20 protein-coding genes and 1 riboswitch are annotated in these 17,685 nt (G+C 74.2%); of the genes, 9 read left to right on the forward strand and 11 right to left on the reverse strand.

Going from position 1 to position 17,685, the window contains the following annotated elements:
* Positions 1 to 73 precede the first annotated feature (73 nt).
* The 5 genes from IE118_RS00200 to IE118_RS00220 are packed head-to-tail and all read left to right on the forward strand — an operon-like array spanning position 74 to position 5,145.
* The gene (locus IE118_RS00200) at positions 74 to 1,636 is read left to right on the forward strand and encodes a sodium:solute symporter family protein (protein WP_189555128.1); all 1,563 of its coding nucleotides are present in this window, start codon (positions 74 to 76) and stop codon (positions 1,634 to 1,636) included.
* Entirely contained in the window at positions 1,633 to 2,232 is a 600-nt protein-coding gene (locus IE118_RS00205; protein ID WP_189555129.1) for a sigma-70 family RNA polymerase sigma factor, read from the forward strand. Before IE118_RS00200 ends, IE118_RS00205 begins: the two co-directional genes overlap by 4 nt.
* On the forward strand, positions 2,229 to 2,570 hold the full coding sequence (locus tag IE118_RS00210; protein ID WP_189555130.1) for a hypothetical protein: 342 nt from the start codon (positions 2,229 to 2,231) through the stop codon (positions 2,568 to 2,570). Before IE118_RS00205 ends, IE118_RS00210 begins: the two co-directional genes overlap by 4 nt.
* 33 nt (positions 2,571 to 2,603) lie before the next feature.
* On the forward strand, positions 2,604 to 4,385 hold the full coding sequence (locus IE118_RS00215; protein WP_189555131.1) for a glycoside hydrolase family 15 protein: 1,782 nt from the start codon (positions 2,604 to 2,606) through the stop codon (positions 4,383 to 4,385).
* Positions 4,386 to 4,389: 4 nt separating this feature from the next.
* Entirely contained in the window at positions 4,390 to 5,145 is a 756-nt protein-coding gene (locus IE118_RS00220; RefSeq protein ID WP_189555132.1) for an SDR family oxidoreductase, read from the forward strand.
* A 24-nt stretch (positions 5,146 to 5,169) separates the two neighbouring features.
* Here the strand turns inward: IE118_RS00220 and amaP are convergent, their stop codons facing one another.
* The 5 genes from amaP to IE118_RS00245 are packed head-to-tail and all read right to left on the reverse strand — an operon-like array spanning position 5,170 to position 7,483.
* A complete protein-coding gene (gene amaP / locus IE118_RS00225) occupies positions 5,170 to 5,748 on the reverse strand; it encodes an alkaline shock response membrane anchor protein AmaP (RefSeq protein WP_189555133.1) in 579 nt (192 codons plus the stop codon).
* A gap of 2 nt (positions 5,749 to 5,750) precedes the next feature.
* Positions 5,751 to 6,380, reverse strand: coding sequence for a DUF6286 domain-containing protein (locus IE118_RS00230; RefSeq protein WP_221345287.1), 630 nt, complete (start codon positions 6,378 to 6,380; stop codon positions 5,751 to 5,753).
* Positions 6,377 to 6,760 carry a hypothetical protein gene (locus tag IE118_RS00235; protein WP_221345286.1) on the reverse strand — a complete coding sequence of 128 codons (384 nt, stop codon included), beginning with the start codon at positions 6,758 to 6,760 and terminating at the stop codon, positions 6,377 to 6,379. The genes IE118_RS00230 and IE118_RS00235 overlap by 4 nt, the downstream gene beginning before the upstream one ends.
* Complete coding sequence (locus tag IE118_RS00240; RefSeq protein WP_189555134.1) at positions 6,757 to 6,942, reverse strand: hypothetical protein; 186 nt, start codon at positions 6,940 to 6,942, stop codon at positions 6,757 to 6,759. Before IE118_RS00240 ends, IE118_RS00235 begins: the two co-directional genes overlap by 4 nt.
* A 43-nt stretch (positions 6,943 to 6,985) precedes the next feature.
* Entirely contained in the window at positions 6,986 to 7,483 is a 498-nt protein-coding gene (locus IE118_RS00245) for an Asp23/Gls24 family envelope stress response protein (protein WP_189555135.1), read from the reverse strand.
* 85 nt (positions 7,484 to 7,568) lie between these two features.
* On the opposite strand from IE118_RS00245, the gene IE118_RS00250 reads away from it, so the two are divergent.
* Positions 7,569 to 8,297, forward strand: a complete 729-nt coding sequence (locus tag IE118_RS00250) for a nucleopolyhedrovirus P10 family protein (protein WP_229846627.1) — start codon at positions 7,569 to 7,571, stop codon at positions 8,295 to 8,297.
* A gap of 64 nt (positions 8,298 to 8,361) precedes the next feature.
* Here the strand turns inward: IE118_RS00250 and IE118_RS00255 are convergent, their stop codons facing one another.
* The 3 genes from IE118_RS00255 to IE118_RS00265 all read right to left on the reverse strand — a co-directional run bounded on the left by IE118_RS00255 (position 8,362) and on the right by IE118_RS00265 (position 11,454).
* Positions 8,362 to 9,165: an enoyl-CoA hydratase/isomerase family protein gene (locus IE118_RS00255; protein WP_189555137.1), complete on the reverse strand. Its 804-nt coding sequence runs from the start codon at positions 9,163 to 9,165 to the stop codon at positions 8,362 to 8,364.
* A gap of 105 nt (positions 9,166 to 9,270) precedes the next feature.
* The gene (locus IE118_RS00260; RefSeq protein ID WP_029385158.1) at positions 9,271 to 9,492 is read right to left on the reverse strand and encodes a helix-turn-helix domain-containing protein; all 222 of its coding nucleotides are present in this window, start codon (positions 9,490 to 9,492) and stop codon (positions 9,271 to 9,273) included.
* Between the two features lie 363 nt (positions 9,493 to 9,855).
* Positions 9,856 to 11,454, reverse strand: coding sequence for an ABC-F family ATP-binding cassette domain-containing protein (locus tag IE118_RS00265; RefSeq protein ID WP_189555138.1), 1,599 nt, complete (start codon positions 11,452 to 11,454; stop codon positions 9,856 to 9,858).
* 213 nt (positions 11,455 to 11,667) lie between these two features.
* Here IE118_RS00265 and IE118_RS00270 point away from each other — a divergent pair, with 213 nt between their 5' ends.
* On the forward strand, positions 11,668 to 12,081 hold the full coding sequence (locus IE118_RS00270) for a VOC family protein (protein ID WP_189555139.1): 414 nt from the start codon (positions 11,668 to 11,670) through the stop codon (positions 12,079 to 12,081).
* A gap of 87 nt (positions 12,082 to 12,168) precedes the next feature.
* Here IE118_RS00270 and IE118_RS00275 read toward each other — a convergent pair whose 3' ends face one another.
* The 3 genes from IE118_RS00275 to IE118_RS00285 form a co-directional block, all read right to left on the reverse strand.
* Positions 12,169 to 13,578 (reverse strand): hypothetical protein, encoded by a 1,410-nt coding sequence (locus tag IE118_RS00275; protein WP_189555140.1) that lies wholly within the window; start codon positions 13,576 to 13,578, stop codon positions 12,169 to 12,171.
* A gap of 147 nt (positions 13,579 to 13,725) precedes the next feature.
* Positions 13,726 to 14,853 carry an alpha/beta hydrolase gene (locus IE118_RS00280; protein WP_189555141.1) on the reverse strand — a complete coding sequence of 376 codons (1,128 nt, stop codon included), beginning with the start codon at positions 14,851 to 14,853 and terminating at the stop codon, positions 13,726 to 13,728.
* Between the two features lie 89 nt (positions 14,854 to 14,942).
* Positions 14,943 to 15,656, reverse strand: coding sequence for a class II aldolase/adducin family protein (locus tag IE118_RS00285; RefSeq protein ID WP_189555142.1), 714 nt, complete (start codon positions 15,654 to 15,656; stop codon positions 14,943 to 14,945).
* 154 nt (positions 15,657 to 15,810) lie between these two features.
* On the opposite strand from IE118_RS00285, the gene IE118_RS00290 reads away from it, so the two are divergent.
* Together IE118_RS00290 and IE118_RS00295 are read left to right on the forward strand one after the other, a co-directional pair.
* Positions 15,811 to 17,055, forward strand: coding sequence for an inorganic phosphate transporter (locus IE118_RS00290; protein WP_189555143.1), 1,245 nt, complete (start codon positions 15,811 to 15,813; stop codon positions 17,053 to 17,055).
* 31 nt (positions 17,056 to 17,086) lie between these two features.
* Positions 17,087 to 17,308 (forward strand): hypothetical protein, encoded by a 222-nt coding sequence (locus tag IE118_RS00295; protein WP_189555144.1) that lies wholly within the window; start codon positions 17,087 to 17,089, stop codon positions 17,306 to 17,308.
* A gap of 172 nt (positions 17,309 to 17,480) precedes the next feature.
* Positions 17,481 to 17,622: riboswitch (cobalamin riboswitch) on the forward strand.
* Positions 17,623 to 17,685 lie beyond the last annotated feature (63 nt).

Here is a 17,685-nt window from a genome sequence, read left to right on the forward strand (position 1 = left end):
CCGGTTCCGGGCGCTTCTGTGCGAGAGTGACGCGGCGTAGCGGACGGAAGCTCTGGGACGGGGACGGTGACGCATGGCCGACGGCCCCATGACCGCGGCGTTCCTCGCCGTGATCGGCGGGGCGTCGCTGCTCGCCGCCACCGCGCGGCGGCTGCGGCCCGGCGACCGGCTGCCCTCGCTGGAGGGCTGGGCGCTGGCCGACCGCAGCCTCGGTGCCGGCTGGACCTGGCTGCTGCTCGGCGGGACGGTCTACACCGCGTACACCTTCACCGCCGTACCGGGCCTGGCGTACGGCAACGGCGCGCCCGCCTTCTTCGCGGTGCCGTACACGGTCATCGTGTGCCCGCTCGCGTTCGTCCTGCTCAGCCGGTTGTGGAGCGTGGCCCGGAGGCACGGCTACATCACCGCCGCCGACTTCGTGCGCGGTCGCTACGGCTCGCCCCCGCTGGCCCTGGCCGTGGCGCTGACCGGCATCCTGGCGACGATGCCGTACCTGGCGCTGCAACTGCTCGGCATCCGCGCGGTGCTCACGGCGGGCGGACTGTACCCGCGCGGAGCCACCGGCGACCTGGTGATGGTGGCGGTGTTCGCGGGGCTCGCCCTGGCCACCTACCGGCACGGGCTGCGCGCGCCCACGGTGATCTCCGCCCTGAAGGCGGTGGCGGTGTTCGCGTCCCTGGCGGCGGTCTGCTGGCTGGTCCTCGAACGGTTCGGCGGGCCCGGCCCGGTGTTCGACGGGGCGGCGCGCGCCCTCGGCGGCACGGACGCCGCCCACTCCCCGCTGCTGCTCACGCCCGAACAGCAGCCCGCCTACGCCACGCTGGCGCTCGGCTCCGCGCTGGCGCTGCTGATGTACCCGCACGTGCTCACCGCGGGCTTCGCCGCCGACGGGACGCGCACCCTGCGCAAGGTGTCGGCGGGGCTGCCCGCCTGGACCGCGCTGCTGGCACTGTTCGGGTTCCTCGGGATCGCGGCCCTGGCGGCCGGGGTGCGGGCGCCCGAGGGCGGCGCCGAGGCGGCGGTGCCGATGCTCGTCGAGCGGCTGATGCCGGAACCGCTGGCCGGGCTGGTGTTCGGCGCGATCGTCGTGGGGGCGCTGGTGCCGGCGGCGGTGATGTCGATCGCCGCGGCGACCTCCTTCGTGCGGAACGTGTACGTCGAGTACGTCCATCCGACGGCCACGCCGAAACGGCAGGTGCGCGTCGCCCGGGCGGTGTCGCTGACCGCCAAGGCCGGCGCCGTCGCGTTCGTGTTCGGGCTGCGCGACCAGGACGCCATCAACCTCCAGCTGCTCGGCGGGGTGTGGATCCTGCAGATCTTCCCGGCGGTGGCGGTCGGTCTGTACACGCGGTGGCTGCATCCGCGGGCGCTGCTGGCCGGCTGGGCGGTGGGCATGGCCGCCGGGACGTACCTGGTGGTGCGCGAGGGGTTCTCCTCGATCGTGCCGCTCGGCGCCGGCACCGGACCGCTGGAGATCTACGCGGGCGTCGCGGCGCTGCTGCTCAACCTGACCGTCGCGGTCACCGGCACCCCCGTGCTCGACCGGCTCGGCGTCCCGCGCGGCGCCGACACCACCGACCTGCCGTCCCGCCTGCCGGCCGGGCGGCGCCCGCGGACGGGAGCACACGGCACGTGAGACGCGGACAGCCTCCCCGTACCCGGGCGCCCCTGCCCCCGGCCCCCGCCGCGCCCCCGGCCGTGCCGCTTGGGGGCGCCGCCCCGGACGCGGGCGATCCGGAGCGCGAGGCCGGAGTCGCCCGCCTCTTCGAGCTGCACTACTCCTCGATGCTGCGGCTCGCCGTGCTGCTCGGCGCGGACGACCCGGAGAACGTGGTGGCCGAGGCCTACTACCGGATCTACCGCAAGTGGCGGCGGCTGAAGGACGTGGCGGCGGCGGAGGCACGGCTGCGCGCCACGGTCTGCCACCTGACCCGGGCGCGGCTCCGCCACCTTCAGGACGCCCGCCGCCACGAGGAGCGTCCGCCGGCCCCGGCCGACGAGACCGTGGCCTCCGCGGAGAACACCGCACTGCTCCAGGACGACCAGCGGGTGCTCATCGACGCCCTCCAGCGCCTCCCGGCCCGGCAGCGCGAGGCGCTGGTGCTGCGGCACTGGCTGGGGCTGAAGGAGAGCGAGATCGCCGCCGCGATGGGCATCTCCCGCGGTTCCGTCAAGACGCACACCTGGCGCGGCATCGCCGCGCTGACCCAGGCGATGGAGGCCCGGCGATGAACGACACCGGCCCGGACCGCACGGACCACCGCCGGGGCGAACCGCCCCCGCCGCCCGGGGCGGAGCGCACCGAGCGGGAACTGCGCGACGCCCTGCGGGCCCTGGCGGGCGGGGTGTTGCCCGACCCCGACGCCTACCGCACGGCACGCGGCGAGTGGCTGCGCCGGGAACGCCGCCGGCGGCTCGTGCTCACCGTGCTCGTCGCCGTGGTCTTCACGCTCGCCACACTGATCGGCCTGTGGGTGCTCAACCAGGCCCCGTCGAACCCCGGGGTGATCTTCTCCGGCACCGGCGCGGGGACGGCCGACGACCCGTCACTCCCGCGGCAACGACGCTGATTGCGGCGCCCCGAGGCCGGGAACCCGCACCTCGTGCAACGTATCGAGGACTACGCGCTCATCGGCGACGAACAGACCGCTGCCCTGGTGGGCGCGGACGGCTCGGTCGACTGGCTCTGCCTGCCCCGCTTCGACTCGGCGGCCTGCTTCGCCCGGCTGCTCGGGGACGAGGACAACGGACACTGGAGGATCGCGCCGGCCGGCGCCGGCCGGTGCACCCGCCGCTCCTACCGCAAGGACACCCTCGTGCTGGACACCGAGTGGGAGACGGACGAGGGGACGGTGCTGGTCACCGACCTGATGCCGCAGCGCCACCGCGCCCCCGACCTGGTGCGCATCGTGCAGGGCGTACGGGGTGAGGTGACCGTGCGCAGCACGCTCCGGCTGCGCTTCGACTACGGCTCGGTCGTGCCGTGGGTGCGCAAGGAGGACGGCCACCGGGTGGCGGTGGCGGGACCCGACTCGGCGTGGCTGCGCAGCGTGCCGGAGGTGCCCACCTGGGGCGAGGACCAGGGCACCCACTCGGAGTTCACGGTGAAGGAGGGCGAGCGGGTCGCGTTCGTACTGACCTGGCACCCCTCCCACGAGCCGCGCCCCCCGCTGGTCGACCCGTACTCCTCGCTGCGGCACAGCGTGCACGACTGGCAGTCCTGGGCGGCCCACTGCCGGTACGACGGCCCGCACCGGGACGCGGTGGTCCGGTCGCTGATCACGCTCAAGGCACTCACCTACCGGCCCACCGGCGGTGTCGTCGCCGCGCCCACCACCTCGCTGCCGGAGGAACCGGGCGGGGTGCGCAACTGGGACTACCGCTTCTGCTGGCTGCGCGACTCCACCCTGACGCTGAACGCGCTGCTGGCCGCCGGCTACCAGGAGGAGGCGGAGGCCTGGCGCAACTGGCTGCTCCGCGCGGTCGCCGGTGACCCGGCGGACCTGCAGATCATGTACGGGCTGGCGGGCGAGCGGCGGCTGCCGGAGTTCGAGCTGCCGTGGCTGCCCGGGTTCGGCGGCGCCACTCCGGTGCGCATCGGGAACGACGCCGTGAACCAGCTCCAGCTGGACGTGTACGGGGAGGTCGTCGACTCCCTGGAGCTGGCCCGGCGTTCGGGCCTGTCGGCGCAGCCGGACGTGTGGGCGCTGCAGTCGGTGCTGCTGACGTTCCTGCGCACGGCCTGGCGGCAGCCGGACGAGGGCCTGTGGGAGGTGCGCGGCGGCCGCCGCCACTTCGTCCACTCCAAGGTGATGGTGTGGGTGGCCGCCGACCGCACGGTGCGCGCCATGGAGGAGGACCCGGACCTCGAAGGGGACCTGGAGGGCTGGCGGGAGCTGCGCGACGAGGTGCACCGGGAGGTGTGCGAGAAGGGGTACGACCCGGAGCGGAACACGTTCACGCAGTCCTACGGCTCGCGCGAGCTCGACGCGGCGCTGCTGCTGATCCCCCGGGTGGGTTTCCTGCCGCCCGACGACCCGCGGGTGCTCGGCACCATCGAGGCGGTCCGGGCGGAGCTGGGACAGGACGGGTTCGTACGCCGCTACACCCCGGACGCCGCGCCCGTCGACGGACTGCCCGGTGAGGAGGGCACGTTCCTGGTGTGCTCGTTCTGGCTGGCGGACGCCCTGCACATGACCGGCCGGACGAAGGAGGCCCGCGAGCTGTTCGAACGGCTGCTGGGGCTGGCCAACGACGTGGGGCTGCTGGCGGAGGAGTACGACCCGGTGGGCGGGCGGCAGCTGGGGAACTTCCCGCAGGCGTTCAGCCACATCGGGCTGGTGAACACCGCTCTCGCCCTGTTCGGCGACGAAGAGGCAGGATAGGGCCATGGATCTTGGACTGAAGGACCGGGTGTACGTCGTCACCGGGGCGACCCGGGGACTGGGCAACGCCTCCGCGCGGGAGCTCGTCGCCGACGGTGCGAGGGTGGTCGTCACCGGCCGGGAGGAGCAGTCGGCCGCGGAGGCGGCGGCGGCGCTGGGGCCGAACGCGGTCGGCGTAGCCGTCGACAACGCCGACCCGGCGGCGCCGGAGCGGCTGATCGCCACCGCGCGGGAGCGGTTCGGGCGCTTCGACGGCATCCTCGTCAGCGTGGGCGGACCGCCCCCGGGGTTCGTCGCCGACACCACCGACGAGCAGTGGCAGTCGGCGTTCGAGTCGGTGTTCCTGGGTGCGGTGCGGATGGCCCGGGCGGCGGCGGCGGAGCTGGGCGAGGGAGGGGTCATCGGGTTCGTGCTGTCGGGGTCGGTGCACGAGCCGATCCCCGGACTGACGATCTCGAACGGCCTGCGGCCGGGGCTGGCCGGGTTCGCCAAGTCGCTGGCGGACGAGCTGGGGCCGCGGGGGATCCGGGTGGTGGGGGTGCTGCCGGGGCGCATCGACACCGACCGGGTGCGGGAGCTGGACGCGCTGTCCGCGGATCCGGAGGCCACGCGCCAGGCGGCGGAGTCGCGGATCCCGATGCGGCGGTACGGGACGCCGCAGGAGTTCGGACGGGCGGCGGCGTTCCTGCTGTCGCCGGCGGCGTCCTACGTGTCCGGGGTGATGCTGCCGGTGGACGGGGGCTTCCGGCACGGGTTCTGACCCGCCGGCGCGGGGCCGGGGGCGTCAGGTGACGCGTTCCGGGCGGTGTTTCCGTGCGTGCAGCCGGGCCTCCGTCGGGAGCGCGGCGAGGCCCGTCGAGTCGCGGGCGTGGGCGACGGCGCCCGTGGTGAGGCCGTGCAGGGCCGCCCCCGGCTCGACGTGGGGTTCCAGGGTGAGGAGCGCCCGGGCCCGCGGCTCCGTGGCCCGGCCGGTGAGCCGGACGTGCGCGCGGGCCACTCCGTCCAGGCGGTTCGCCTCCTCCTCCAGGGCGTGTTCCAGGGCCCGGCCGCGCAGCGAAGCGCCCTCGCCGTCGCCGGTGTCGACCAGCACCTCGGCCGGCCGCCGCCGGCGCAGCACCGCGAGCAGCCACCACAGGCAGAGCAGGACCAGGACGGCGAGCGCGGCGATGACGACCGGCCACCACCAGCCCTCGTCCCGCCACCGGGTCCGCTCGGCCTCGTCCAGGAGCACGTCGTGCCGGCCGTCGTGCAGCCACCAGGACGGCGCGGGCGCGCCCAGTCCGATCGCCAGCACGGAACCGCCGAGCGCGATCAGCACCAGGCCGGCGATCGCGAGGAGCACGCGGTTGACACCCTTGAGCACGGTTACCGTCCCTTCCGTCCGGGCCGCCGCACGCGCAGCGACAGCGCGGGGGGCCGGGCCAGGCCGAGACCCTCGGCCGTGGCGTCGAGCACCGCGGTCAGGTCGGCGCGTACGTCGTCCAGTTCACGGAAGTGCGACACCGCGCGGACGTCGGTGCGGCGTCGCTTCACCCTGACCCGCACCGACTGCACACCCGCCACCTCCATGGCCCGGTCGCGCAGCACCATCGCGGCGGCGTCACGGTGCAGCGCCGCGCGCACGTCGGGGTGGGTGCGGCGCATCGGGAGCAGCGAGCGCAGGCCGGGCGTCACGGCGAGCACGAGCAGCCACAGCCCGAGCGCGGCGGCGACGCCCGCGCCGGTCAGCACCCAGACGTCGTCCAGGGGGCGCTCGGCCAGCTGCCGAGCCAGGTCCCGGCGCCAGCTCATCCCGTCCCGGCCGGCGCGCACGGCGACGACGTCGTACAGGAACGCGCCGGTGACCACCAGGAGCAGCAGCGCGAGCACGCCGGCGGGAACCCGGCGGGCCGACCAGAAGCGCTTGTGCCCGTCGTCGGCCCGCCGCGTCCCGTGCGCCCGTCCGGGTGACGGTGGCGGGTCCTGCTCCACGACCGCGCCGTGCGGTTCGCTCATCGCGTCCTCCCGTGCTCGGGGGCGAACGCGGTGGCCGGATGCAGCCTCTCCACCTGGACGACGACCTCGGGGACCGCCATGCCCGCGCACTCGCGGACCCGGTCGACCACGCTGCGCCGCACCTGCCGGCAGCGGCCGCCGATGTCGCCGGGGTAGTCGAGTTCGACGTGCACGCGGACCCGGGCGGCGTCGTGACGCACGACCACGCTCGCGTGCGGTGGCGAGGCGCCCGGCGGCAGGGTGCCGATCGCCTCACGGGCCGCCTGCGAGGCGATCTTCGCGACCACCCGGTCGGCGATCCTGGTCGCCCCGCGCTCGCCCGCCACGACGGCTGCCGGTCCTCCGCCGGCTGCGACGGCCCCCGTGCTCACCGTCGTCACCGCCGCCGTTCGTCACGAGGGCGGAAGAAGTCGCCGAACTCCAGGTCCCCCTCGAGGAACCGCCCGACGACGAAGCCGACGGCGCCGAGGGCCGCCACCAGCAGGAAGGCTCCGAAACCACCGAAGTATCCGGCGAAGCCCAGTGCCATCCCGGCGATCATGCCGACCACGGCCATGTTCATGGTGCGCTCCTCCGCTCACCCGGTCTCGTCCGCTCACGGGGTTTCATTGGAGGCGGGTCTCCTGTTCCTCCTCTTCCTCCTCCTCGGGCAGTTTCACGTCGCTCACCGCGATGTTCACCTCGACCACCTCGAGGCCGGTCATCCGCTCGACCGCCGCGACGACGTTCTCCCGCACGGCCCGGGCGACGTCGGAGATGGACACGCCGTAGTCGACGACGATCTCCAGGTCGAGCGCGGTCTGCACCTCGCCGACCTCGGCCTTCACCCCGCGCGTCACCGCTTTGGAGCCGCCGGGCACCCGGTCGCGCATGGCGCCGAAGGTCCGCGACAGTCCGCTGCCCATGGCGTGGACGCCGAGCACGTCCCGGGCGGCGAGCCCGGCGATCTTCTCGACCACGCCGTCGGAGATGGTGGTACGGCCGCGGGTGGCGGGGTCACCGCCGCCGCGACGGGTCCCGGGACCTTTGCGGGAGGAGGTCTCCATCGGGTTCTTCTCGGGATCGGAGGCCCGTACCGAGCCTCCGTCGGTCATGTCGGTCATGTCCGTACGTCCCTTCGATCGTCCTCTTCGACCACCGTAAGCACGGTTGCCCGGTCTCGCGCCAGGAATGCGGCAGGCTGGAGGAGTGACGGTGGACGGATGGACGCACGCGGTGCGGCGACAGGTGGCGCTGGGCAGGATCGTGGCCCTGGGCGGAGCGCGTGACGGCGCGTGGATCACGGAGCGGGCGGCGGCGGTGCCGCTGCGGCGTGCGGTGGCACGGGGTGCGCCCGGTGTGCGCCTGGACGGCCTGCGGCTCGGGCCGGCCCGGCCGGAGGAGACGGAGGAGCCGGTCGTGCCGGCCCCGCCGAGCGCGCTGCCGCCGGGCCCGTTGCGGCTGGCGGCGGAGTTCGCGGCGACGGCGGCGCAGCCGCTGCCGGTGACGGCGTCCCTGCTGCGGGCGGTGCTGGCCGAGGCCGCGGCGGAACGGATCGGGCTGGCGGTGACGGAGGTGGACCTGCGGGTGACGGAGCTGCTGGACGCGCACGCGCCGGTGGCGTCCGGTGGCGCTCCGCCGGGCGACGAGCCCGGGCCGGCCGCGCCGCCCGAGGCCGGCGACCCGGAGCGGGGACGGATCGCGGCGGCCGCGCTCGCCGTGCCGGGGGTGGCCCGGCTGACGGGCACGCCGGGCGGCGCGGTGCACCTGTCCGAGCATCCGGGGGGCGCCGCCCTGCCGCGCCGCCACGCGCGCGTGGAGCTCGCGGTCCGGGCGGAGCACCACCCCCTGGAGGTGGCCCGGGCGGTCCGCGTGGCCGCGGCGGCGGCGCTGCCGGATCACCCGACGGTGGCGGTCCTGGTGACCGACCTGGACTGACCGGCTGCCGGGTCGGACGGCCCCGGCACGGCCGGCCCCGGCCGCCCGTGCCGGGGCCGCCTCGTCACTCGCCGATGCCGGCGAGGTCGCGCAGGCGGCGGGCCTGGGCGGCCCGTTCGGCGGCGCGCTGCTCGTCGTAGGTGCGGTCCCGGGCGCCGCTCAGCAGGGCCTTCGTCTCGATGACGGCGTCCCGGGGGGCGGCCAGCAGTGCCGCGGCGAGGTCCTGGACGGTGGCGTCCAGGTCGGCCGCGGGCACGGCGAGGTTGGCCAGGCCGGTGTTCACGGACTCCTCGGCGGTCACGAAGCGGCCGGTCGCGCAGATCTCCAGCGCGCGGGCGTACCCGACGAGGCCGACCAGCGGGTGCGTGCCGGTGAGGTCCGGGACGAGTCCGAGGCTGGTCTCGCGCATGGCGAACTGCACGTCGTCCGCGACGACACGCAGGTCACAGGCGAGGGCGAGCTGGAAACCGGCTCCGATGGCGTGTCCCTGCACGGCGGCGATGGACACGATGTCGCTGCGCCGCCACCAGGTGAACGCCTCCTGGTACCCGGCGATGGCCGTGTCGAGCGCGGCGTCGTCGCTGCGCGCGAGGTCGAGGAACGACGGCTCGCCCGCGATCCCCTCGGGGCTGAGCATCTGCCGGTCGAGTCCGGCGGAGAAGGACTTGCCCTCACCGCGCAGCACCACGACCCGCACGGAGCCGGGCAGCAGCCGGCCCGCCTCGGCGAGCGCCCGCCACAGAGCGGGGCTCTGGGCGTTGCGCTTGGCCGGGTTGGTCAGCGTCACCGTGGCGATCGCGTCGTCGACGGTGAGCCGTACGCCGTCCTTGTCGAGTACCGGACCGAGGTCCTGGGCGGACGAAGCCATGGGGCGCCTCCGATGGGTGCGGTCGTCTAAGTGACTGCACAGTAACCACCCGGCCGGTCGGACGGCCGGCCGGGTGGCCACCATCGGGTTCTCGTGGCGCCGGGATCAGGCCGACGGGGCCTTCTTGCCCCGTGTCGCCCCGCCACGCCCTCGCAGCGTGACGCCCGACTCGCTGAGCATGCGGTGCACGAAGCCATACGAGCGGCCGGTCTCCTCGGCCAGCGCCCGGATGCTCGCACCGGCGTCGTACTTCTTCTTCAGGTCTGCCGCGAGCTTGTCGCGCGCGGCGCCGGTCACCCGGCTGCCCTTCTTCAGAGTCTCGGCCACCCGTGCCTCCTCATGGGAAGTGCGCTCTGGTCTCCTCATGATCACCCCTCCCGGCCTCCATGGCCACCCATTCGGCAAGGTCGATGGGACAAGGTTGTGACGACGGGAGCGCGTCCCCACGAACGGAATCGACTGTTCCGTCCGGGTGCCGCCGGTACCTCCAATCGGGTTCTTCCGAGAAGCACCAGGTCAGAAGCGCGCGACGGCCGAGCTCCGGTTCACCGGGAGCTCGGCCGCGACATCGGTGTAGGACACACCTCGGGATGAGGAGATCTCACACGAATGATGGATCACCGGTGGGCCGAATGATCCATACGCCGTGGATCACACCTTCGATCAACCCCGGCTGACGGGCGGGCCGCCTCAGGCGAGGGCGACCAGGTCCGCGTAGTCGGAGCCCCACAGGTCCTCGACGCCGTCCGGCAGCAGGATGATCCGCTCCGGCTGGAGCGCCTCGACGGCGCCCTCGTCGTGGGTGACGAGGACGACCGCGCCCTTGTAGGTGCGCAGGGCACCGAGGATCTCCTCGCGGCTGGCCGGGTCCAGGTTGTTGGTCGGCTCGTCGAGCAGCAGCACGTTCGCCGACGACACGACGAGGGTGGCGAGGGCGAGACGGGTCTTCTCGCCGCCGGAGAGGACACCGGCCGGCTTGTCCACGTCCTCGCCGGAGAACAGGAACGAGCCGAGCACCTTGCGGACCTCGACCAGGTCCAGGTCGGGCGCCGCGGAGCGCATGTTCTCCAGGACCGTGCGGTCGGGGTCGAGGGTCTCGTGCTCCTGGGCGTAGTAGCCGAGCTTGAGGCCGTGGCCGGGGACGACGGCGCCGGTGTCCGGCTGCTCGACGCCGCCCAGCAGCCGCAGCAGGGTGGTCTTGCCCGCGCCGTTGAGACCGAGGATGACGACCCGGGAGCCCTTGTCGATGGCCAGGCTGACGTCGGTGAAGATCTCCAGGGAGCCGTACGACTTCGACAGTCCCTCGGCCATCAGCGGGGTCTTGCCGCAGGGCGAGGGCTCGGGGAAGCGCAGCTTGGCGACCTTGTCGGACTGGCGGACGTCCTCCAGGCCGGACAGCAGGCGCTCGGCGCGGCGGGCCATGTTCTGCGCGGCGACCGTCTTGGTGGCCTTGGCGCGCATCTTGTCGGCCTGCGCGTTGAGCGCGGCGGCCTTCTTCTCGGCGTTCTGCCGCTCGCGCCGGCGGCGCTTCTCGTCGGCCTCGCGCTGCTGCTGGTAGAGCTTCCAGCCCATGTTGTAGACGTCGATGGTGGCGCGGTTGGCGTCCAGGTAGAACACCTTGTTGACGACCGTCTCGACCAGGTCCACGTCGTGGGAGATGACGATGAAGCCGCCGCGGTAGGTCTTGAGGTAGTCGCGCAGCCAGACGATCGAGTCGGCGTCGAGGTGGTTGGTCGGCTCGTCGAGCAGCAGGGTGTCCGCGTCGGAGAACAGGATCCTGGCGAGCTCGACGCGGCGGCGCTGACCGCCGGAGAGGGTGTGCAGGGGCTGGCCCAGCACGCGGTCGGGCAGGTTCAGCGCGGCGGCGATGGTGGCGGCCTCGGCCTCGGCGGCGTATCCGCCCTTGGTGAGGAACTCCGTCTCCTGGCGCTCGTACTGGCGGAGCGCCTTCTCACGGGTGGCGCCCTGGCCGTTCGCGATGCGCTGCTCGTTGTCGCGCATCTTGCGGATCAGCACGTCGAGGCCGCGGGCGGAGAGGATGCGGTCGCGGGCGAGGACGTCGAGGTCGCCGGTGCGGGGGTCCTGGGGCAGGTAGCCGACCTCGCCGGAGCGGGTGACGGTGCCGCCGGCGGGGATGCCCTGGCCGGCGAGGACCTTGGTGAGGGTGGTCTTGCCTGCGCCGTTGCGGCCGACCAGGCCGATGCGGTCGCCCTTGGCGACGCGGAAGGTGGCGCTTTCGATGAGCACGCGGGCACCGGCGCGCAGCTCGATGCCGGAGGCGGAGATCACGGACAGACTCCAGGGCGGGTGTGGGGTGGCGGTGGGCGGCTGAGGACGTTCCCGCCGTCTAATGCGCGAGGAGAATGGCCATGGGAGCCATTCTAACGGGGCCGTGCAAGCGCTTTTCCGGGTGCGTGCGTCCGGGCCGTCGTCGGTGGCCGGTGCCACACTGGGCGGCGGATGGACATTCCGGTGTACGCGAGACACAGGGAAGTGATCGCCATGGCAGGGACGGGCGGTGGGCGTCCGAGCATCGTGCCGACGTTGCTGTACGGGGACGCGAAGGCGGCGATCCGTCAGCTCACGGAGGCGTTCGGGTTCCGGGAGCTGTCGGTGTACGAGGGCGAGGACGGCACGGTGATGCACGCCGAGCTGGTGCAGGGCAACGGGGTGGTGATGCTGGGGTCCAGGGGCCGCGGCGGGGCGTTCGACACGGCGATGAAGGGCGCGGGCCCGTCGGCGGCGTACGTGGTGGTGGACGACGTCGACGCCCACCACCGGCGCGCGGTGGAGCAGGGCGCGGAGATCCTCATGCCGCCGACGGACCAGGACTACGGCTCGCGGGACTACATGGCCCGCGACATCGAGGGCAACGTCTGGAGCTTCGGCACGTACGCGCCGGAGACCGGGGGCTGAGGGCGCGTTCCGGCGGGGCCGGAGCGCGGGGGCGGGACCCTGGCCGGAGCCGCGACCAGGGTCCTCACGCCCGGAGGGCGGAGCGGGTCAGCCGCCGGTGTGGACCTGGAAGGCGGCCCTGCGGACCGCCTTGGCCAGGGCCGGGTCGGGGTGGGCGGCGGCGAGGGCGACCAGGACCTGCACGGTGCGCGGGTGGCCGACCGCGCGGACCTCGTTGAGCAGCGCCGGGACGGTGGGCTGCACCGCCGACTCCAGGTGGCGCACCAGCAGCGGGGCCTCACCGTGGTCGGCGACGGCGGCGGCGGTGTCCACCCAGAGCCAGGTGGCCTCCTCGCGGGTGAGCACCTCGTGGGCGTCCTCCGGGTCGGCGCCGTCGTGTTCGGCGAGCCACAGCAGGGCGTACGGCCGCAGCGTCGGCTCGCCGAGGACGGTGCGGACCGCGGGCTCGGCGGGGGCACCCACCACGCGCAGCGCCTCGAAGGCGAGGCCGCGCAGCAGGGCGTCCTCGCCGCGCGCGGCGCGGATGAGCTCGGTGACGGCGCTGCCGACCGGCCGGGCGGCGAGCCAGGCCCGGTACTCGGCGCGGGCGGCGTTGGGGCGCAGCTGGGCGCAGCCGCGCAGCATGTCCTCGGCGCCCTGCTCGATGTTGCCCGCGGGGCTCTGCGCGGCGACGCAGATCTGCTCCAGCTTGACCCACACCGCCCAGCTGCCCAGCGGGGTGAGGGTGGCCTGTCCGTCGCCGTAGGTGAGGGCGCCGACGGAGGCGAGGGCGCGCAGCGCCCAGTCGAGCAGCGGTGCGAGCGGGGCGTCGGCGGCGGCCGGATCGGCGAGCGCGGGGCGGGGCGCGTCGGCCTGCGGCGCGTAGTCGACCTCGCAGCGTTCCGTGCGCAGCTCGGTGACGCGCTGCTCGAGGAGGTCGAGGAGCTGCGGCACGGGGACGGGACCGGCGGACAGCTGGAGGAAGGAGAGCACCTGCGGCATGGCCGTGACGACCTCGGCGACGGCGGCGGGCTCGTACTCCTCGGGCTCGGGGTAGGCGAGCGACCAGGCGTCGCACAGGGCGACCCAGCCGCGCAGCACCGCGCTGTCGTCGCGGTTCCAGGCGCGCAGCCGCCAGCCGGGGCGGGCGGTGCCGCCGTGCACCTCGACGAGACCGGCCAGGCGGGCGGTGTCCCAGTCGGCGCGCACCTGAGCGGGGGTCAGGCCGAGGGCCCGCGCCGCCCGTTCCGCGGTCGCGTCGGAGAGGGTGGCCTTGCCGTCGGCGGTGGCCCCGTCCCCGCCGGGGCCGAGGGCGGCGTCGGCCCAGCGGGCGACGCGGGCCGCGGCGGCCAGGCCGGAGCGCGCCATTCTGGCCAGCTCCGCGGGTGCGGGGGTGCCCTCCGGGGGGCGGGGCGCGGGGCGGCGCGCGCGCCGCTGGTTGATCGCTGTGGGGGCGGCGGCCAGGGGTCGCGGGCGGACGAGTCGAAGCCTGGAGTCGCGCGGGATACGGGACGTCACGGATGCAGTCTCGCGGGTGACGGTCCGAAATCCCAAACGGAATGACGGCGGGGGCGCGGGGACGCCCCGCGCCCCGGGCCGGGAAGGGGCCGGAGGGGCCGGATCAGGCCAATGTCACCGGGCCAAACGGAATCCGCGGCACCGGCTTCACATCAGGGGGGTGAGGAAACGCCGCAGGGCCTCTTCGTAGGCGTCCGGGCCGGCGTTCCACATCGCGCCGTGCGCCGCGCCCCTGACGGTGTGCAGGGTGACGGTGTTCGGGTGGGCGGCGGCGAGGCGGCGGGAGAACCGCCAGGGGGCCACCCGGTCGTCGGGGCCGTGGAAGATGTGGGTGGGGACCTCGATCCGGTCCAGGTGGACGGCGCCGGGGCTGCGCTCGCCGTAGAGACCGGTGCGTCCCTGCGCGGCGCGTACGGCGAGCGGGAGCAGCGGGCCCGGGGTGCGGTGGGCCGCGGCGAGGGCGCGCAGGGTCGCCTCCCAGCTGAGCACGGGCGAGTCGAGGACGAGGCCGGCCACACGGGCGCGCTGTTCCGAGCGGGCGGCGGTGCGCAGGGCCATGGTGGCGCCGATGGACCAGCCGAGCAGGACGACCTGCCGGGCGCCGGAGCGCACCGCGTGGTGCAGGACGGCGTCGAGATCGCGCCACTCGGTCTCGCCGAGGTGGTTGAGGCCGTCCGGGGAGCGCGGGGCGCCGGGGTCGCCCCGGTAGGCGGGGGCGAGCACCGGGAAGCGGTGGCGGTGCAGGAACTCCATGAGGTTCATGGCGTGTTCCCGGGTGGTGCCGAGCCCGTGGACGGCGATCACCCAGGTGTCCCGGACGCCCGGCAGGAACCACATCGGCACGGGCCCGAGTTCGCCGAGGACCTCCAGGGCGGTGTGGTCCAGGCCGAGGGCGGTGCCGGGGTCGCCGGCGTGGAGGTTCGGGGTGAGCCAGGCGCGGTCGCCGGGTTGCGGGGTGCCGTACGTGACGCGTTCCAGCCGGCGCACGACGGTGTCGGCGGATTTCGACGTGCCGGACAGCACGGGCCCGACGACCGCGTGGAACCCGTCCCCGGTGAGGCCGTGACGGCCCGGGCGCAGCGCGGCGAGGTCACGGGTGAGGGCGACCTGGCCGGCGGCTGTGGCGTGGACGGTGAGGCGGGGTTCGGTCGGCAGGGGGCCTTCCGCGGGGATCCTGAGGGCGGAGTCGCTGGCGAAGCGGCCGGCGGCCACCGCGGCGGCGCCGGCGCCTATCACGGCGGTGACGGCAGCGGCCGTCGCTCTGACAGTGCGCACGCCTTCCAGTGTCGGGGCGGGGGGCCTGTCCGGCCAGTGGGCGGGGTGGCCGGCGGCCCGCCGGGTGAGCGGCGGAAGCCCCGTGCCACTCAGTTCGGCTGGCCGTAGTGCCTCAGGTGCTGTTCGGCCTCCGCGAGCTGGTCGCGGGTGAGGAGGGCGGGCGTCAGGCCGGGGACGGAGGAGGCGGTCAGCCAGAGGCGGCACATCCACTCCAGCTGGGCCGTGCGGTCGTAGGCCTGGAGGAGGCTCGTGCCGTGGGTGACGGTGCCGTGGTTGCGCAGCAGGCAGCCGCTGCGGCCGTCGAGGGCGCGGAGCATGTTATCGGCCAGTTCGGCGGTGCCGTAGGTGGCGTAGCCGGCGACCCGGACGGGGCCGCCGAGCGCGGCGGCCATGTAGTGGATCAGTGGCAGCTCGTCCACGAGCGTGGAGACGGCCGTGGCGTGCACGGCGTGCGTGTGCACGACGGCCCGCGCGGCGGTGGTGCGGTACACGGCGAGATGCAGGGGCAGCTCGCTGGTCGGGACCAGGGTGCCGAGCACCTGCCGGCCGGTGAGGTCGACGCCCGTGACGTCGTCCGCCGTGAGCCGGTCGTAGGGCACTCCCGACGGAGTGACCAGCACCGTCTCGCCGATCCGCACCGACACGTTGCCGGAGGTGCCGACGACGAGCCCGTCGGCGACGGTGCGGCGCGCGGTGCCGACGAGTTCCCGCCAGGCGTCCGCCTCCCGCGCGCTCGCCCGCCGGCCCTCCCCCGGACCACCGGTGTCCTCCGCTTCCCGCCCGTCCCGTCTCCGCCGCGTCATGCGGCGATCCTGCCAGGCCGCCTGCCCACTGCGCCGTCCGGCGGAGCCCCGACCCCCTCTTACGGTCACCACGATGCCCATTCCAGTTCATCTTCCGTTCACCCTGGTTACCTACGTTCGACCAGCCAATGACTTCGAACGATTGCCTGGGTAAATGGAAAGCTTCTCGCTGATCCTCGCGATTGTGGTGGTAACCGCACTCGCGTTCGATTTCACGAACGGTTTCCACGACACCGCGAACGCGATGGCAACGACCATTTCGACCGGTGCGCTGAGGCCCAAGGTCGCGGTGGCCATGTCCGCCGTGCTGAACCTTGTGGGTGCATTCCTCTCGGTGGAGGTCGCCAACACGATCTCCAAGGGCCTCGTCGACGAGGCGGGCATCCGTCCCGAGGTCATCTTCGCCGCCCTGGTCGGCGCGATCCTCTGGAACCTGCTGACCTGGCTGGTCGGACTGCCGTCCAGCTCCTCGCACGCCCTCATGGGCGGTCTGATCGGCGCCACCGTCGCCTCCGCCGGTTTCGGCGCGGTGCACGGCGACGTCCTCGTCACCAAGGTGCTGATCCCCGCCATCGCCGCCCCGCTGGTGGCCGGCCTCGCCGCGATGTTCGCGACCCGGCTGACCTACCGGCTGGGCAAGAAGGCCGACGGCAAGGCCTCCGAGAAGGGCTACCGCGCGGGCCAGATCGCCTCCGCCGGCCTGGTCTCGCTGGCCCACGGCACCAACGACGCGCAGAAGACGATGGGCATCATCACGCTCGCCCTGGTCGCCGGCGGCGTCCTCGCCCCCGACTCGGACCCGCCCCTGTGGGTCATCGTCTCCGCGGGTGTCGCCATCGCGCTCGGCACCTACCTCGGCGGCTGGCGCATCATCCGCACCATGGGCAAGGGCCTGACCGACCTCCAGCCGCAGCAGGGCTTCGCCGCCCAGACCAGCGCCGCGACGGTCATCCTGGCCTCCTCGCACCTCGGTTTCTCCCTCTCCACCACGCACTCCGTCTCCGGGGCCGTGATGGGCGCGGGCCTGGGCCGCAAGGGCGGTGTCGTCCGCTGGTCGACCGCCACGCGCATGTTCGTCGCCTGGGGCCTGACGCTGCCCGCGGCGGCCTTCGTCGCGGCCGTCGCCGAGTGGATCTGCGGCTTCGGCAGCTGGGGCACCGCGGTCGTGGCCGTGTTCCTGGTCGCCTCCAGCTTCGCCATCTGGAAGATCTCCCGGCGCGAGATCGTCGACCACACCAACGTCAACGACCACGAGGTGCCGGGCGAGGAACCGGCCGGCGTGGTGACGCAGGCGATGGCCGCCGTGACCCCGCCCCCGGCGGGCACCGTGCACGAGGAGCTCGCGGCCACCATCCCGGCCCCCAACGACCCGGCGACGCCGGCCAAGACCACCGTCTGACCGCGCACCGGTACGAAGGAAGAGAAGCACCATGCAGATCGACTGGGCAGCCCTCGGCTCCGTCTTCGGCGTCAGCCTCGTGGTCACCGTGGCCCTGGTGGCCCTGTTCACCCTCGGCATCACCGGCCTGTCCCGCCGCGAGCGGGCCGCCGCGCAGGGCGAGTCGGCGGTCCTGGCCGTCACCGGCGCCTACGCCTGCTTCGCGGCGTGCGCGGCGGCGGTGGGCTACGGGATCTACCTGATCATGGCCTGACCCCGGCCCGGGTCACAGCCTGATCCACGAGCGTCACCGTCCGGCGGGCGGTGCGGGAGCGACCCCTCCCGCACCGCCCGCCGGCCTGTGCGCACCCCGCCCGCGGTTCACCCGCCGAAACCCCTCTGTGGGTCTCAGCACACTTCAGCCTCGCAGGTCAACGGCAAGTTGACGGCCCTTCGGGGGCCGTGGTGGACTGCCTCAGCCAATACGGCGGCAGGAGAGGAAGCCGGTGCGATTCCGGCGCGGTCCCGCCACTGTCACCGGGTGTACACCCGGGAGCCAGGAACTCTCGCCGCCGGTCTCGTCGAACCAGGGCGCGGACACCCTGAGTGAGGACATATCGCCATGCGCGGCAGCCTGCCGAGGTCGACCAG

The organism is Streptomyces pilosus, assembly GCF_014649835.1.
In the GTDB taxonomy this organism is placed as follows: domain Bacteria; phylum Actinomycetota; class Actinomycetes; order Streptomycetales; family Streptomycetaceae; genus Streptomyces; species Streptomyces pilosus.